General features: G+C 39.1%; 11 protein-coding genes. 5 read left to right on the plus strand and 6 right to left on the minus strand.

The annotated features are described in order from the left end of the window. Positions 1-13: 13 nt before the first annotated feature. A complete protein-coding gene (locus tag AC1DRQ_RS24190; RefSeq protein WP_477427615.1) occupies positions 14-3,040 on the minus strand; it encodes a ligand-binding sensor domain-containing protein in 3,027 nt (1,008 codons plus the stop codon). A 310-nt stretch (positions 3,041-3,350) separates the two neighbouring features. Further along, positions 3,351-4,226 (minus strand): hypothetical protein, encoded by an 876-nt coding sequence (locus tag AC1DRQ_RS24195; RefSeq protein WP_477427617.1) that lies wholly within the window; start codon positions 4,224-4,226, stop codon positions 3,351-3,353. 1,248 nt (positions 4,227-5,474) lie between these two features. Here AC1DRQ_RS24195 and AC1DRQ_RS24200 point away from each other — a divergent pair. The 4 genes from AC1DRQ_RS24200 to AC1DRQ_RS24215 all read left to right on the plus strand — a co-directional run bounded on the left by AC1DRQ_RS24200 (position 5,475) and on the right by AC1DRQ_RS24215 (position 12,909). After that, a complete protein-coding gene (locus AC1DRQ_RS24200; RefSeq protein WP_477427619.1) occupies positions 5,475-8,774 on the plus strand; it encodes a SusC/RagA family TonB-linked outer membrane protein in 3,300 nt (1,099 codons plus the stop codon). A gap of 13 nt (positions 8,775-8,787) precedes the next feature. After that, entirely contained in the window at positions 8,788-10,563 is a 1,776-nt protein-coding gene (locus AC1DRQ_RS24205) for a RagB/SusD family nutrient uptake outer membrane protein (protein ID WP_429397272.1), read from the plus strand. A 112-nt stretch (positions 10,564-10,675) separates the two neighbouring features. Then, on the plus strand, positions 10,676-12,235 hold the full coding sequence (locus AC1DRQ_RS24210) for an FG-GAP repeat domain-containing protein (RefSeq protein ID WP_477427622.1): 1,560 nt from the start codon (positions 10,676-10,678) through the stop codon (positions 12,233-12,235). Positions 12,236-12,360: 125 nt separating this feature from the next. Continuing rightward, positions 12,361-12,909, plus strand: coding sequence for a hypothetical protein (locus AC1DRQ_RS24215; RefSeq protein ID WP_477427624.1), 549 nt, complete (start codon positions 12,361-12,363; stop codon positions 12,907-12,909). Positions 12,910-13,403: 494 nt separating this feature from the next. Here the strand turns inward: AC1DRQ_RS24215 and AC1DRQ_RS24220 are convergent, their stop codons facing one another. The 3 genes from AC1DRQ_RS24220 to AC1DRQ_RS24230 form a co-directional block, all read right to left on the minus strand. After that, on the minus strand, positions 13,404-14,126 hold the full coding sequence (locus AC1DRQ_RS24220; RefSeq protein WP_477427626.1) for a DUF3307 domain-containing protein: 723 nt from the start codon (positions 14,124-14,126) through the stop codon (positions 13,404-13,406). A 3-nt stretch (positions 14,127-14,129) separates the two neighbouring features. After that, positions 14,130-14,759, minus strand: a complete 630-nt coding sequence (locus AC1DRQ_RS24225; RefSeq protein ID WP_477427628.1) for a hypothetical protein — start codon at positions 14,757-14,759, stop codon at positions 14,130-14,132. A 208-nt stretch (positions 14,760-14,967) separates the two neighbouring features. Next, on the minus strand, positions 14,968-15,519 hold the full coding sequence (locus AC1DRQ_RS24230) for a YciE/YciF ferroxidase family protein (protein WP_477427630.1): 552 nt from the start codon (positions 15,517-15,519) through the stop codon (positions 14,968-14,970). 182 nt (positions 15,520-15,701) lie between these two features. Here AC1DRQ_RS24230 and AC1DRQ_RS24235 point away from each other — a divergent pair, with 182 nt between their 5' ends. After that, positions 15,702-16,163: a low affinity iron permease family protein gene (locus AC1DRQ_RS24235; protein ID WP_477427632.1), complete on the plus strand. Its 462-nt coding sequence runs from the start codon at positions 15,702-15,704 to the stop codon at positions 16,161-16,163. 51 nt (positions 16,164-16,214) lie between these two features. On the opposite strand, the gene AC1DRQ_RS24240 is transcribed toward AC1DRQ_RS24235, so the two are convergent. Next, the gene (locus AC1DRQ_RS24240; RefSeq protein ID WP_477427634.1) at positions 16,215-17,192 is read right to left on the minus strand and encodes an SDR family oxidoreductase; all 978 of its coding nucleotides are present in this window, start codon (positions 17,190-17,192) and stop codon (positions 16,215-16,217) included. Positions 17,193-17,417 lie beyond the last annotated feature (225 nt).

Genomic DNA, 17,417 nt, shown 5'->3' on the forward strand with positions numbered 1-17,417 from the left:
GTAAAGAGGTTTCTCACAGGATACTAAAGGCCAGAGCTACTTGGGTTCCTTTATTAATTCCACTTTCAATTTTAAGTTTTGCATTCAAATCATCGGCCCTTGATTTGATATTAACCAGCCCGTTACCCCCCCGCGAGGTAGGTACTTCGGCATATTTAAGACTCGGGTCAAACCCAATTCCATCGTCCTGTATATGCAATTCAAGGTAGTAATTACTAAGGCTGATGTTAACCGTTAGATTTTTACATCCTGAATGTTTTATTGCATTGTTCAATGACTCTTTCAGTATCAGAAAAAAGTTTTTCCTGGCAGCCATTTCAAGTGTCAGGTTTTTAACTTTACTATCACAATTAAATTTAAAGTGAATATTTTGGGCTACACAAAGTGGCTGGGCATATGATTGTATTTTTTGAACAATACTGTTCATATGATCATTTTTAGGGTTTATGGTCCATACAATGTCAGACATTTCAGTAATGGTTTCATTGGCTGTTTCGCCTATAGTATGCAGTACCTCTTTCAGTTTATCCTCTTTTTGTTGTTGCTGATAAATTTTAGCCACTTTACTGTAAATGGATATACTGCTTAAGGTTGAGCCGATGTGGTCATGCAGGTCCTGCGCTATCCCATTCCTGATTGATTGGCGTTTAAGAAACTCATTAATCCTGTACCGGTAAAGTAAGTAACAAACCGGTGCTATAATAAGAACCAGCAGTGTATAAAACCACCATTGCAGCCAAAACGGGGGGCTGATGATAATAACAATAGACGTGTACTTATTTATAAAGCTGCCTTTCCAGTTACAGGCCCTTACCTTAAACAGGTATTTGCCTCCCGGCAGGTTTGAATAGCTTGCAAAGTTGCGCCTGTCTGCATCAACCCAATCCTTATCAACTCCCTCAAGCATATAATCGTAATGTATATGATTGCTGCTGTATTCAGGTGCAGAAAACTCCAGGGAGAAATAATTTTGAGCATGGTTTAACCTGATGGTTTTGTTTTCGAGTAGTTGGCTATATGAGGTATTGAATATCTTAAAATCGGTAAAGTAAACATCCGGATCATTTTTTATTTTACTGATACCCATCGGACTAAACGAGATATAGAAATTCACTCCTCCGGCATACAGGTTACCATAATTATCCTTATAAACATACCCTTTAATCCCTCCGTTTTTTTGAAGATTGGGCAGGTCATAACAGCTGTATATTTTTGTTAATGGGTTATACTCATGCATGTGGCCATTACAAATCATCCAAACATTTCCGCGCAGATCGGCCTGCATTCCTTCGGTTAAATTGCTCGATTCCTTGATGTGTACAAACTTGCCTGCTTTGGGGTTGAAATAATTAAGCCCGCCACCATAGGTACTTATCCATAAATTACCCTTTTTATCTTCCTCTATATCATAAACATCATTGCTACTAATAGATGAGTTATTGCCTACATCATTGGTAAAGTATTTTATAGGCGTAGTACCCTGCTGCCAGTCGCCCAGGCCAAAGCGTTCTGTTGCAAGCCATAGGCCGCCTTTCTTATCTTTATAAAATTTCTTGATCAGGTTATCTTTAATGTTTAAGTTCCTTACTATCTTTTTTACCGAATCAACCCGCGATATCCATTTTCTATCAGTCAGGTCATAATAGGTCATATAATGGCCGTAAGGTGAAACCACCAGTACCGGATGATTGGCAATAGTATCACGTACTATAGATACTATCCTTGAACTGATCAGTTTCTTCATCACCATGTCTGACGATGTGTTGGGTAAAAGCGAAACCTGGTTGGTTTCCTGATTATACTTAAACAACGTATAGTCGGTACCTAAGTAAAACGTTTTATCTTTATCTATAAAAAATTTGGTAGCTGCCAGGGTTTGCCCGTTATAGATGATCTTTCTGTGCTCAAACCCATTTTTACCATGCCGTTTTATATAAATGCCTTCGCTGGTTGCTATCCACAGGTTGTATTGATCATCCCTGTAAAAATCATAAATGGCGATGTCTTCCCCATTTATATTTTTAGGCAAAAAGAATTGCTGAAAAGGCGAATAAACCGGGTCATGTATACTTATCCCATTATCTGTACCTATCCATACAATGCCACTCCTATCGGTATATACAGCGTTTACGTTGTTATCAATTAATGATCCGTCCTTACCGTCATGCCTGTAACTTGTAAAGCTATGCATGGTACGGTCATAAACGGCTACTCCGGTGCTTTGGCATGCCATCCATATATTTTTCCGCTTATCCTCTGTAAATGATACTATCTCATCATTAGGCTCTTCTGGTTCAGCTATAGTATGCTCAAATAGTTTTTCTGTCTGCGTTAAAGGCTCATAACTATATAATTTTTTGTCCCATGCCCCGTACCACATGGTATTATCACCACTTTTAAAAATAGAAGTTATAGCGGTATGAGGCAGCTTTGCGTACAAACTATTATAACGGGCATCAACCTTATACTGAAGTGTGCTGGTATTGATCTTTAACAAACCACCTCCTGCCCTACCTACCCATAAGGTATCCCGACCAGCCATAGCCAACGATAAAATGCTCCTGGTGCCGTTTTTTACAGGCATATCAAATTTTTCACTGTGCTTATTAAACCTTACAACAAAATTATTGCTGGTAGCCAGCCATAAATTTCCGTTTTCGTCTTCTGCAATTTTACTGATGTTATTTTCCGGAATACCATTAGTAATATGTGCATTGTATTTAAATTGTTTGAATTGCTTTAATGCTGGCAAATGATAATTGTACCGTGTAAGTCCGCCATCGGCCGTAGCTATCCAGATAATGCCGTTTTTGTCTTCATGCAGATCTTTTATGATATTGCCTGAAATACAAGTAGTATCATTGGGCTGATTTTTAAATATGGTAAAGAACCGGCCATCATAACGGTTTAAACCATCCTCGGTACCAAACCATAAAAAACCACGCCGATCCTGCATAATACAATTTACTTTATCATGTGATAGTCCGTTTTCGGTTCCGATGTTTCTAAAAAAAGGCTTTTCAACCTGCGCTTCAGCCATACCGGCACTTAAAATAATTGTTAGAAAAGAAAAAAAGACACTTATGGTAACCAACTTGTTCAGAGGGGATTCGGCAAGATATTTCATTTAACACAGGTGGATTTTATAAACTTAGTAATAGGATCTGTCATACATCGGTTAATTAATTTCATAGATGTTACAACATTATTTTATCCTACCACGTAATTGGCAAATATATGGTTGCCTGCGTTTTTAATTATTACGAAATATTTATTATTACATTACCTTGAGTTTAAATAACAATACAGGCGACAACAGGATCGCCTGTATTGTACAACAGTTATTATTGTTAGTTTGCAGGAGCTGCAGGGGTAGTAGTATTTTCAACCGGCCAGGCGCCGGGCCCTACACTTACACCTTTATTGCTACCTTTTACACCTGCATCTGCACCAAAAAAGTACATTGGCCAGCCATTAAAAGTTAACTGCGGTTTTCCGAATACGGTGATGGTTCCAAACTTTGATTTATCAAGAATGGAAGGCACATTTAATACCTTTGAAATTTGATTGATAGGCCAAACACTGTCATTGCTAAAGTCAGATTTAGTATAAGTGTTAGTATTGGCTTTATCTTTTATAAAGCTATACAGTGTTCTGCCGTAATCATCAGTAATATATTGTACAACCTCAGAACCTGGTTTATACTGACTGTTGTATGCTACGCCATCGGCGCCAAGCAATTGCTCATTAGCCAGCATTACAGTATAATCAGGTTTCGACACAAACCAGGTTTTGCCAATACCATCTCCATTAGTGTCGCCTGCTTTGCTATCACCTGAGTAATAGTACAGCGGCCACCCTTTATACGTGGTTTGTTTGCTGTTATCGGCACGGGTTATCACGCCAAAGTCTGAACTTTTTAGCCCTGTTCCTAATGATGGGGTTGGATCGTAAAAAGCAGGCCATGTTATTGCACAGTTACCATTGCAATTTGACTGGGCAGCTGCATCAACAGAAAAGCTGTATAAGGAACGTCCTGCTTTGTCGGTCAAAATGCTTCCAAATTTTGCATTATTGGCCAACTGCACAGTTGTGGTTGCGGCAGGAGCCTGGGGCTGCGGGGAGTTGTAAGGAGAATTATTGTTATTATCTTTTGAACAAGATGTAAGGCCAAGTACTAATGCCAGGCCAAGTGTAGTACTTGATTTTAGAAAGTTAATTTTCATAGTCGATTTTTTTAATTGTTTTTGTTTTTATGCTTTACAAAAAAAATACGCGCTGGCCAGCTTGTTAATTTTTATGTTTAATGTTGGTTTACTGCAATGTCAGTTGTTTTAATATGCTGCAAACCGGTAAATAATTTTTACACTGCAAATGTGCTTCACATCCCATTGTTTCACTGCCACCAATATAGGGAGGGCGGTATCACCACAATATGGAACTACATCACCACAATTGGGGATATGGGAGCTTTATGAGTACCCCCCTGCGATTATATAGCAGCAGATATTACCATTGAATGATTAAATAGGGAGTGATTTCAGGGTGTGGGCAGCCTGAATAACAGGCGGCAATTGCTGGATATGCTGTAGGTGGTTCAGACAGGAATAAACTTCCATGGTAATATTAACTACCTTAAAATTTTTAAATGATGGTATTATTTTAACACCTCTGATTTAGCTATTGTGGGAGTATAATGTTTTAAAAGAGATTATTAAAGTCCATTCTTGCTTGAGCATATCTTATTTCGAGTGGATTATACAATTCTGTTTGCGATGCTACGGGCAAATATTCGATTTAACTTTTTTTAATTTTAGCTGTACTTTGCGCAATATTTATTAATAATTGATTAATATTTTTAACACATTGACAAATTAAAATATATTAAAATATTTAATTTACAATTCTTAAAAGCTACTTGTGTAAACAATACACTATATTTATTTTAGTAGCCGAACCAATATTATTTATCAATCAGGGTAAATGATTTCTACCTAATATTTTTATAACATACTATGTTAAAACTGACAATAATAAACTATAGCATCCTGAAGTAGGAAATGTATTAATGCATTTGTTACTTCATTTAATCATTTTACCAGTAATTGCCGAAGGGCTTATCTCATAATATACTCTGGTAATATGTTTATCATTTCCGTGTTGCTGCCGCAAGGCTCATCTCACAATTAAACCCGGAAAAGATATTTTGTTATAAATTAACCGCTTTTGCCTACACAAGAGCAGGTATCATGTTTTTTTTGATTACTATTTGGTTATTGCCTACACAATAAGCCTAATAGAATTTTATTGCCTGGATATTTGCTTAAACGCATAACCATATCCGGCTGCAATGTCTCTACCATTGCTTTGAGTCAAAAAAGTTAACACCCGGTTGTAATGTCTCTACCATTGCTTTAACCGGCTTATGAACACAATTTTCTTAACCAATATATTAATCAATTTAATTAAAAATCATGCTTAAAAGTTTACTTCTACAACGAAGATTTCTCGGTATGCTGTTATGCTGCCTGCTATCTTCACTGGGGGTTACGGCCCAAACAAAGTACCATGGCAAAGTCATTGGGAGTGATGACAAACTACCCGTAATTGGCGCATCTGTACGGGTCAAAGGAACCTCAACGGGCACGGTGACGGATACCAATGGCGACTTCACCCTAAGTTTAAAACAGGGTGATGTAATAACCATCTCCTATATTGGCTACCAATCAACTGATTTAACAGTGGGTACCAATACCAGCCTTAGTATAACCTTAAGGGCCGGTAACAACTCTTTAAATGAAGTTGTTGTTACGGGTTATGGTTCACAACGTAAAAAAGACCTTGTTGGTGCTGTTGCAGTTGTGGATGTGTCGGCCTTGAACAGGCAGCCCACTGCATCTGTAGAAAACCAGTTACAAGGCCAGGCGGCTGGTGTTACTGTAGTTGCATCGGGTCAACCGGGTGAAGCGCCTGCGGTTAAAATTCGTGGGGCCAACACATTTGGAAACAACCAGCCATTATATGTAATTGATGGTGTGCCTACAACCAATGTAACGGACATTAACCCGAATGATGTTGCCAGTATGCAGGTATTGAAGGATGCGAGTTCGGCATCAATTTACGGTGCACGCGCGGCAAATGGCGTTATTATTATTACCACCAAAAAGGGTAATGGTAAAGCAAGCATTTCTTACGATGCCTATTACGGTACCCAGGTACCTAAAGGTGGTAATGTTTATGATTTGCTTAACCCCCAGGAAATGACAGCCCTGAACCGGCTGGCAATTCAAAATACGGCTACATTAAAAGGGATAACGCCTAATTTCAACAGTAATTTATATGGTCCTAACGGAGATGTCCTGCCTGATTACATCAGCGCCGGAGGTGCAGGTCCGGCAGGTATTCACCCCGGCGACCCGGCAGTTGATCCGGCAAAGTATAACGTTAATCCGTTTTATACAACTGGAGATGCATCGGGTTTTTATCGCATAACCCAGGCAAATAAGGCAGGTACAGACTGGTATCATGAAATATTTAGCTCTGCGCCTATACAAAGTCATAATTTGAACGTAAGTGGTAGCTCTGATGTGGCAACGTATTTATTTTCAATGAATTACTTTAATCAGCAGGGTACATTAAAAAATACTTACGATAAACGTTATACCATAAGGGCAAATACCAGCTTTAATATAACCAAGCACATCAGGGTAGGCGAAAACTTTTCTTATTCTTTAACAGAAAATCCGCAGGTAAATCAAAATGACGAAGGCACATCAATTGGTATGTCATTCCGTGAGCAACCCATCATTCCTGTATATGACATTATGGGTAATTACGCGGGTTCAAATACAGCCAACTTAGGCAACGCCAGGAATCCTGTTGCTATAGCAGACCGTACCAAAAATAATTACGGTGCATTGAACAGGTTATTTGGAAACGTGTTTGCAGAAGTAGATTTCCTGAAGTATTTTACCCTGCGCACGCAATTTGGTGGTGAATACTATTCAGACTATAACCACAACTTTACGTATCCTGAATATGAAAATTCTGAAAATGTAAGTACAAACTCTTATGCAGAGAATTCATACAACGCGTATGATTACACCTGGACAAATACATTAACCTATCACCAAACCATCGCTAAACACGACATCAAGGTATTGGTAGGTACAGAGGCTTACAAAAACAGGTATCAAACATTAGGTGCTTCAAACACCGGCTATTTTATATTTGACCCTGACTATACCACAATATCTACCGGCACGGGCACTCCTACCGCCTATAGTAATTTACAAAGAGATAAGTTATTCTCTTATTTAGCCCGTTTAGATTATACTTATAATGATAAATATCTTTTAAATGCAACTATACGCCGTGATGGTTCATCCAGGTTTAAAAACTATCAAACAGGCTGGTTCCCGGCAGTAAGCGCTGGCTGGCGTATATCTCAGGAAGAATTCTTAAAAGGCGCAAGCTGGATAAATGATTTAAAGATAAGGGGTGGTTATGGTATTATGGGTAACCAGATTAACGTTACACCATCTAACGCCTTTACTACATTTGGTGTTAACAAAACCAATTCCTATTATGATATAACTGGTTCCTCAACCAGTACGGTTCCTGGTTTAACACAAACCCAATATGGTAACCCTGATGCAAAGTGGGAGAAGGATAAAAACTTAAATATTGGTTTTGATGGTTCGTTCTTCAACCAGAAATTAGAGATCTCCGCAGATTATTATAAAAAGATAATCAGCGACCTGCTATTTAATCCAAATCTTCCGGGTACTGCAGGGGTAGCAACGCAACCATATACCAATTCAGGCGAAATGACCAATACAGGTTTGGATTTAGCCATTACAACGCATACCAACCTGACGCATGATCTGAAAATGAATGCGACGTTAACCTTTACTACTTATCACAACGTAATTAAAGCAGTTACATTAGGTCAACCTTATTTTGATCAGAACGCGGGCCGTTTTAATGGCAGTTCAATAGTACGTAACCAGGTTGGTGGCCCTGTAGGCGGTTTCTTTGGCTATAAAACCGATGGTTTTTGGGATTCAAAAGCCGAGATCGATGCAGCCAATGCAGCAGCTGGTGGAACATATCAGAATGACGCCGCGGTGGGCCGTTTTAAATATGCCGATATAAACGGCGACGGGAAGATAACAGCGGATGACCGTACACTGCTTGGCAATCCCAACCCCAAATTTACCGGCGGGCTTAATCTTGACTTTTCCTATAAAAGATTTGATTTGAGCATGTTCTGGTATGGCTCTTATGGCAATAAAATATGGAATGACGTTAAATGGTGGACTGACTTTTACGCAAACTTCCAGGGTGCAAAAAGTAAAACAGCATTATATGATTCCTGGACGCCCACTCACATGGATGCTAAAGCACCTATTCAGGAAATTGATGGTTCATTCAGTACCAATACTGTACCTAACTCCTATTATGTAGAAAATGGTTCTTACCTGCGTTTACGCAACTTACAAATAGGTTATACTTTTGATCCTCAAATATTAAAAACAATAGGTATCGACAGGTTCAGGGTTTATTTATCAGGCGCTAACTTAATTACCATAACTAAATACTCAGGTGTTGATCCCGAAATTGTAGGTGGTGGTAGCAGTACAACTACTATTAACAGTACCACAGGTATCAGTACCGGCGCTGCCAGTACCAGCAGTACAAGCTTTGGTGTCGACCGTGGTAATTACTCCCCGGTGCGTACTTATTTAATTGGTGTACAAGTTAAATTTTAATCATTCAGAAATTATGAAAAGTATACAACGTTTATCAGTCTATGCGTTAATTGCAGCTGGTATCATACAGAATTCGTGTAAAAAAGCCTACTTAGATCAACCCGCTTTAGGAGCATTAAGTGTTGAAAATGTAAATACACCCGCCGGGGTTGATGGTCTTTTGATCGGTGCTTATTCGGCCCTTGATGGCCAGCAAGGAACCAATGTTGCTTTTGGCGGCGGCGGTCCCTGGGAAACAGCACCCGATAACTGGATTTATGGAAGTGTTGCCGGTGGCGATGCGCACAAAGGCAGTAGCGGTACTGACCAGCCTGCAATAAATTCAATAGCAACATTTACGGTTGATGCCAGTAATGGCTTTTTAAACAGTAAATGGAAAGCTAATTATGAGGGAATAACCAGGGCCAACAACGTGCTTAAGGCCTTAGCCCAGGTTCCATCCATTACTGATGCTAACAGGACGGTAATAGCAGCTCAGGCCAGGTTTTTACGTGCACACTATTATTTTGATCTGAAAAAGTTATTTAATAAAATACCTTATATTGACGAAACCACTGTAAACTATGTACAGCCAAACGATGCGGATATATGGCCGAAAATCGAAGCCGACTTTCAGTATGCTTACGCCAACTTGCCAGGAACCCAAGCGCAGATAGGCCGTGTTAACAAATGGGCTGCTGGTGCATATCTTGCAAAAACATACTTATATGAGAAAAAGTATACTGAAGCAGATAAAACATTTACAGAAGTTATAACAAGTGGAACCAACCCTGCCGGTGTAGCTTACGGATTAGTGGATAATTATGAAGATAACTTTAGCGCCGCAACCAAAAACAGCAAGGAAACCGTATTTGCAATACAACAAGCTGCAAATGATGGTACCAATACAATCAGCGAGGCAAATAACTTTGACATGCTGAACTTTCCGTACAATGGCCCTTTTTCATGCTGCGGTTTTTTCCAGCCTTCCGAGGATCTGGCAAACTCCTTCCGTACAGATGCTGCGGGTTTACCTTATTTGGATGATTATAATTCACACCCGCTCGTTACCGATATGAATATTTCCTCAACTACTGCCTTTACCCCTGATGCCGGCAATGTTGATCCGCGTTTAGACTGGACAGTTGGCCGCCGTGGCATACCTTACCTTGATTGGGGTAACCACCCAGGCCAGGCCTGGATCCGTGAGCAAAGTTCTGCTGGCCCTTACTCTCCTAAAAAGAATGTTTATTTCCAGGCAACACAGGGTAAATATGCAGATAGTCATTCCTGGGCACCAGGTTCGGCCAACCAGGTTAACATTATTCGGTTTGCCGACGTTTTATTGATGGCTGCAGAGGCTAAAGCACAATTAGGCAGCGGCGATTTAGGTTTGGCTTATGTTAACCGCGTACGTACAAGAGCTGCCAACACCGCAGGTTTTGTATATACCTATCAGGATCCAAAGGCCCCAATGGCAGGATATACCACTACTCCAGCAGCAAAATATGTGATTAGTCCATATCCGGCCGGTTATTTTTCAAGTCAGGCTTTAGCATTAAAAGCTATTTACTTTGAGCGTAAACTGGAGTTAGGTATGGAAGGTCACCGATTTTTCGACATCTCCCGCTGGGGAATAGCGCAGCAGGCTTTGGCCAATTACTTTAATTTTGATGGCAAAACAATAAGCGACGTAGCCGGAGCTCATTTTACGCCAAATAAAAATGAGTATTATCCAATACCACAACCGCAAATAGATATTGAAACTATAGGAGGCGTTGCTAATTTGAAACAAAACCCAGGTTATTAATTTAATAAAACAAAGCAGAATAATGTAAAGAGGCAGCCCCGGTTGCCTCTTTACATTATCTTCATTAAATCATAATAGTATAAAATCCCCAAACTACACGCTACAGAGAACAATGGCATTAAAAAAACATCACATTATCCCTTTCATAGGGTGTTTATTTATAACTGCTATTTGTTTCGTTTCCATCAATTGCAACCAGGATAATAAAAAAGATACTACCAAAAATGACGGCAAATCCCTTTCAGAAAAATATTGTAAAAGCTGTCACCAATATGTAGGAGCAGAAATGCTTGACCAGGAAACATGGGTAAAACATGTACTACCAGCTATGGCGCCCCATTTGGGTATAAAGGTTTATGCAGAAGACATGTATGTAAATGCCCCGTCTTCTAATTCGGCCCTACCCTACGAAGACTGGTTGAAAATAGTCAATTATTATAAAACCGCATCGCCAAAAGCACTTAAGCGAGCTGCGGTACCAGTTGCTCCGGTTAATGATTGGGGTGTTTTCACTTTATTAAAACCAGTCAATGATAAGGGATCGGCTGCTACAACCACACTGGTAGCATTTGACACCATTGGCCATACGATTATTACCAGTAACAGATTGAATAACAGTATTTATCAATGGTCAAATCAATTAAAATTGCAATCATCCCACTCCTATAATTCGCCAGCTGTTGATGTTCAGTTCAGGATAGATGCCCGGGGACACAAATTGGGTTCCTTTACATTTATTGGGTCCATGGATGCCATTGATATATCAAACGGTTATCTAACCGATATCATGCTTGATCCATCAGACAACCAGGAAAATAAAATAATTGCGGATAAGCTGCCGCGACCGGTGCAGTCTTTATCTGCAGATTTTGATAAGGACGGGCTCGAAGACAGGTTGATATGTGGCTTCGGCCACAATATGGGAGGGCTATACTGGTATAAGCAATCAGTAAATAAATCTTTTGAAAAAAGAACCATTAGTACTATGCCCGGTGCGGAACATGCCGTTATCGGTGATTTTAATCATGACGGATGGCCCGATGTTGTTTGTTTGTTTGCGCAGGCTGATGAAGGGATTTGGTTATTTTTGAATGATCATAAAGGCGGCTTTACTACTACTAACCTTTTAAAGTTTCCACCTGTTTATGGGTCCAGCAGTTTTCAGCTTGTTGATTTTAACCACGATGGAAAACTGGATATATTATATACCAGTGGTGATAACAGTGATTATTCAAAAATTCTAAAGCCTTTTCATGGAGTTTATATTTATTTAAATCAGGGAAATTTCAAATACAAACAAGCATACTTTTATCCTGTAAACGGTGCTACCAAAGCAATAGCAGCAGATTTTAATGGCGATGGTAAACTTGACATTGCTTTAATCGCGTTTTTTTCGGATCTGAAAAATAACGTTAACGAGGGATTTACCTATTTTGAACAGGACCGGCCCTTGCATTTTGTTCCGCATCATTTACCGTTGGCGAGCGAAGGCCGGTGGATATGCATGGATGTAGCCGATTACAATGCAGATGGAAAACCAGATATTATACTGGGGAATTATGCCTTAGGCTTTATCAATGAAGATGGATTAAAACCTACCTGGAATACACGTATTCCGTTTGTTATACTTAAAAATACAGGCATCCCGGCAGCACGGGCAGTCAAAAATTAATCATACCACAAATATTAAGCTTTTAAGTATAAATAAGCATGAATTAGTTAAGAAATAACCTGCTAAAAGTTGCATAAACGGCGAACTTATTTTATATTTACGGTACATATTACGAATAATACCTATTGAAAAAAGTTGCGGCCATATTACTGTTATTCCTCCACCTTTATAGCTTGGTTGGCGATACCGCTTTACATCAATACCTTACCTATTGCGCTGATAAGTTTTTTAATGAACAAGCGTCCAAAGGCCTGTACAATACTCATGATCTGGAAGAGGTAAAAGTACCTGTCAATCTTCCGGGCATCAGGGATTGGGTTAAATATGAAAATATAAGCGGGCAAATACGCTTTGGTAATAATGCCTATAATTATGTGCAGATGCGGGTAACCCGCCATGCTTTATTTCTTAAATGCATTCCAAATTATCGTGCAACCATACTGAACGCGCACAACATACTCCATGCCGAACCCATTAAGGACATACCTGTTCCACAGAAAGAACATGTTCCTCCTGTAAAGGTTATACAAATGGATTTTTTGGATATTACCGCTCTTAATGTTGTTCTTGAATCACCTTTAACTACAATTACTCCGTTTAATACGGCTTATTTTCAACCAGAAACCAGTTGTTATATCGTAATGCCTAAACAACCACCAAGGCACCTCGGATAAATAGTCCCGATTATTGTTCACTATCCTTTATTGTCAGCTATTTTATTAATTGGTCTTATGCCCGCCCGATAAGTATGCATACATACCAACCGATTAAACTGACTTTGATAGATTATCCGCAATATATCGCGAACTATTATCAGCTCCCTTTAAGTTTATAATATTCTTTTATAATATAAACAGCAGCTAACGCAATTGCATTGGAGGCGTATTTATGCCCATTTCATAAATTTTAATAATAATATCAAAAAATATAATATGCTGTAAAAAGCTTGTTACTGACCATATAATTTCAATAAAACGTGCGCTTAAATACAACGATTTTATGAAATTGCCAAGACCTTAGATTGTAGAGATCTGAGTTTAGTTGATCGATGTTTGTAGGAACATTGAAGCGCTCCGGGGTGAGATACGGAGCGCTTTTTCATGATTTCCGGTCCTCCCCTTCCCTTTTTGATAAACCGCTTTTATTCCAGACTGACGAGTAATATTAATTATTTAATTGCATAAGACAGGATAACCCCAAGTAATGCGGAAGCAGCGAAACTAAACAATGTGCCTACAAGTATATATTCTGTTTTCTTCTCAGTCTTTTTATCCTTATCACCAAATCTAAGTATGGATTTGGCAGTCATCAGGAAGCCGATAGCAGTATACTGATTGGTTAATACAAAGGTTAAAATCAAGGCCCTTTCACATATTCCTATCCATTTACCTGCATCAGCCAGTCCTTCTCTCGCGCTCTCAGTTGTAGCCAATTCATTCCGCCATTTGCTTGTTGCCATTCCTATCAATATGCCTAACGGCCATGTTACCAGTATATAGCCTAAAGTTAATATCCAAAAATTGTTATTTGTGGTTATTTCACGTAATTCTGCTATGATCGCGGCCCATTGATGATCAACCATTAACCAAATTATAGTGATTACCAACAGGTGCATGGCTTGGTCTGCCAGGAAAGTATATATATTATCGGGCAGATAAGATTTTATAATGTCAATGAGGTAATGCGAAATAAAAATAACCAGGGGTATCCACCAGCAATTGTATAAGCCCGAAAAAGCGTAAGCAAATAATGTTGTGAGGCATACATGCCATAGTAAACCGATTGATCTTATTTTATTTTGTTTTCGGTCAATTACCCATGCAGTGGGCTGAAATACAAAGTCGGTAAGTAAATGCGCTGTAATTAATCGTAGCAATAAACCTGTCAGCATATCCTATTCTTTAATTAATTGTATAATGTAATCAATTCCTTCCTGTATGGTTTTCCAGTTAGCTACCCTCAGCCTATTATTTACTGCACCTTGTTGTATTCCTAATTCTTCGGCCATTTTGGTTTGTGTGTAGCCATTTATGGCCAAAAAGATCACTTCAGCCTGACTGGTTGTCCATTGGTTTATAATGATATTCACAAATGTAAGGATTATCGCAATTTGTTCGTTAATACGCTCATCGGCGGTATTGATTCTTAATATTTCATTATCCGCCATTTTATCAAAATTTCTTCCTGACAGGTGGAAAGCCTCTCCATCAGAATCTAATACAGATTTGCCATTATAAGCAATACTGCCTATCCCAATTGAAACCCGTGAACCTAAGCTGATTTTGTTTTTATTGTCAGAATGTTTCTTAAACCAGCAGATCAGTTGAATGCCTTTTTTTATAGCTTCTCCGGTATCCCCCATCATTAGCTGGTAGCTATCGCCCCGGAATACTTCAGCAAGGTTGGGTTGCTTAACCCAGGATTTTATTAAAACTTCTGTTTTATTAATAAGATTTAGCCTGTCTTTATCCTTTAAACTGGTAAAGTTGATGATATCACCCGTTAAAACCGCGTATTTTTCCATGAGTTCACTTTATCAAGTATTTACTTGATAATACAAATATATCAATCATTTACTTGATAAATACAAATTATTAATCATTTACTTGATAATTATATATAAAGACGCTGAATACTGAACGAGAGGTAATTCGGTTTTTAAGACAAAAAATAAACCACCGAATCTTATATTCGGTGGTCATATTGATCAGTTTTAGCCGCGGCATTACAGCTTATTCGGCAGCGGCCTGTTCATTAATAAAACTTTCAGCAACATTTGTCAGAGCCACATCAGTGGCCTTTTCATTTTCAAGTGTTTGAGATAACAGCCTTTCCACATCTGCGTGTCCCATGTTTTGTGCAAAAACCCTAAGGGTGCCGTAAGTAGCTATCTCATAATGTTCTACCTTTTGAGCCGCCAAGATCAGGCCAGCATCACGGATTAAAGTCCCGGCTGTGGTGTCTTCAATAATACCGTTGGCTTCTTCCAGCAAACCGGCCATTGCATCACATTTTTTAGCTGCTACTTTTTCTCCAAGTAATTCAAATACCTTTTCCAGCGTATCAACGTGTGTTTGAGTCTCCTGCGTATGTTTATCAAACGCGGCCGCCAGCTCAGGACTCGTTGCAGCCTTTTTCATTTTTGGTAAAGCCTTTACCAGGTGTTTTTCTGCCCAGTATATGTCTTTCAGTTCGTCTACAAAAAATTCATGAAATTCTGAATTTTCCATTTTCCCGTTTTTTGTTGTCGCGGTTTTATTTCCGCCTTTTGTTAAAGTTGCCATAGGTATTTGATTTATAATTTAAGATGTATACTAATAACCCCGACTAAAAGTAAAAGTTTTACTTATTCTGTCAATTATTTACTAATTAGTAAATTATTAAGTAATAAATTAAATAATACAGTCAAACATTAACCCACATTGCTTTGTAGTAAATAAAATTTTACCGAATAAACGCAGCAATCATGACCAAGAAAAAAAATTTATTTGAACGATTTGCAAACTGGGCAACTATAGCTACCGGCAGTTCCGGGGCCTTCATTTTTGCAGTTTCTGCTATTGTCATTTGGCTCATAACGGGTCCTATTTTTAAGTATTCAGATACCTGGCAACTCATCATCAATACCGGTACTACTATTATTACCTTTTTAATGGTTTTCCTGATCCAAAAATCACAAAACAAGGATTCAAAAGCCATTCATTTGAAATTGAATGAACTCCTGGCCTCGCATGAAGGCACCAGTAACCGCATGGTTGATGTTGAGGACCTAACCGAAGAAGAACTTGACCGGTTACACAAATTTTATATACAACTATCCAACCTTGCCCACAAGGAAGATAATCTTACACGTACCCATTCCATTGACGCCGCCAAAGAAAATCATAAAGTAAAATTGAGCAGGTATCAGAAACAGAAGCAGCAATAAACGTATCCAGAAAAGGATCGTTCGCGCCCCTCTTCTAACACGTTAGCTTTATCATTTTTTGGAATTGAATAAGTAAAGGCCTGTTGCAATCCCTGCCAAAAGACCAGCTATTATATATTTGCGATGTGCCTTTGGTTTACCAGGCGAACCAAAGCCTCCATTAGCGCTCATACCGTAATTAACCGTATTAAAAAGATTCCCGTTGGTGGATGCCATTGGCTCTGCAGCATTAAAGTAACGACGCATTACAGCACCTGTTATTTTTGTAGTTAACTCAGGGAATATAGCGTGTGATAGCTTCAGCAATAAAGATGCGCTGCCAACATAAGTATTTGCCTTTGGATGCATAGCCACCTTTACCATGGCCTGTGCCACCCTTTTTGGATCGTAAACAGGCGGGGCTGGTTTTAATGTCCGTTCCGTATAGTTTGCCGCATGCAGTACACCAGGTGTATCCAAAAAGGCAGGGAAAAGGTCGCAAACATAAATATCCGGCCATTTGGTCAGTTCTGCTTTGATAGCTTCAGAAAAACCACGTAAGCCAAATTTACTGGCTGTATAACCTGCGCCATAAGGTACAGGTAAAAAACCGCCTATTGATATGTTATTGATCAGGATACCTTTTTGCTGTTCTTTAAAAATGGGCATAACCGCGTGTGTACCATTCATATAACCTAATAAATTGGTTTCGATCACTTGTGCATGTACCTCCATTGGTGTTTTGTCAAAATCGCCGGCTGCAAGTACACCCGCATTATTGATCCATACATCAATTTGACCTTGCCAATCCTTTGCGGCATTAGCCAAATTGATCAGGGCTTTAGGATCGGTTACATCGGTTACAACAACCAGCGCATCTGAACCTAATACTCCGCACTCGCCAGCTAACTCATCTAAGGCAACTTCATTTCGCGCTGCCAGCACCAGGCCCACACCATATGGAGCAAACTCCAGGGCCGCTGCTCGTCCCGCACCACTGGACGCACCCGTTATCACAATCGTTTTTCCTGTTAATAAGCTCTTCTTCATAGTTTAATAACCTATTTACACTGCTTGTGTTTGCATAAAAAAAGAAGTCGCCTTTAAAAGCTTATCGAAATACATAATGGTCGCTTAAGATTCATATGATGTGAATAAACCAAAATTCTTTTCCTTACCTTCTCTAATGCAGAAAACCCATAAATATTAAACAAAAATCAATAATTTCGGCTTCATCCCGGTATGGTCAACAGGCCTATCAAACCAGACAAATGG

The sequence above is a fragment of the Mucilaginibacter sp. P4_E8 genome, assembly GCF_056401495.1.

Coding starts and splice junctions, on each gene's coding strand:
- AC1DRQ_RS24190 (WP_477427615.1), bottom strand. CDS start 3,040: ATGGCTGAAGCGCAGGTTGAAAAGCCTTTTTTTAGAAACATCGGAACC.
- AC1DRQ_RS24195 (WP_477427617.1), bottom strand. CDS start 4,226: ATGAAAATTAACTTTCTAAAATCAAGTACTACACTTGGCCTGGCATTA.
- AC1DRQ_RS24200 (WP_477427619.1), top strand. CDS start 5,475: ATGCTTAAAAGTTTACTTCTACAACGAAGATTTCTCGGTATGCTGTTA.
- AC1DRQ_RS24205 (WP_429397272.1), top strand. CDS start 8,788: ATGAAAAGTATACAACGTTTATCAGTCTATGCGTTAATTGCAGCTGGT.
- AC1DRQ_RS24210 (WP_477427622.1), top strand. CDS start 10,676: ATGGCATTAAAAAAACATCACATTATCCCTTTCATAGGGTGTTTATTT.
- AC1DRQ_RS24220 (WP_477427626.1), bottom strand. CDS start 14,126: ATGCTGACAGGTTTATTGCTACGATTAATTACAGCGCATTTACTTACC.
- AC1DRQ_RS24225 (WP_477427628.1), bottom strand. CDS start 14,759: ATGGAAAAATACGCGGTTTTAACGGGTGATATCATCAACTTTACCAGT.
- AC1DRQ_RS24230 (WP_477427630.1), bottom strand. CDS start 15,519: ATGGCAACTTTAACAAAAGGCGGAAATAAAACCGCGACAACAAAAAAC.
- AC1DRQ_RS24235 (WP_477427632.1), top strand. CDS start 15,702: ATGACCAAGAAAAAAAATTTATTTGAACGATTTGCAAACTGGGCAACT.
- AC1DRQ_RS24240 (WP_477427634.1), bottom strand. CDS start 17,192: ATGAAGAAGAGCTTATTAACAGGAAAAACGATTGTGATAACGGGTGCG.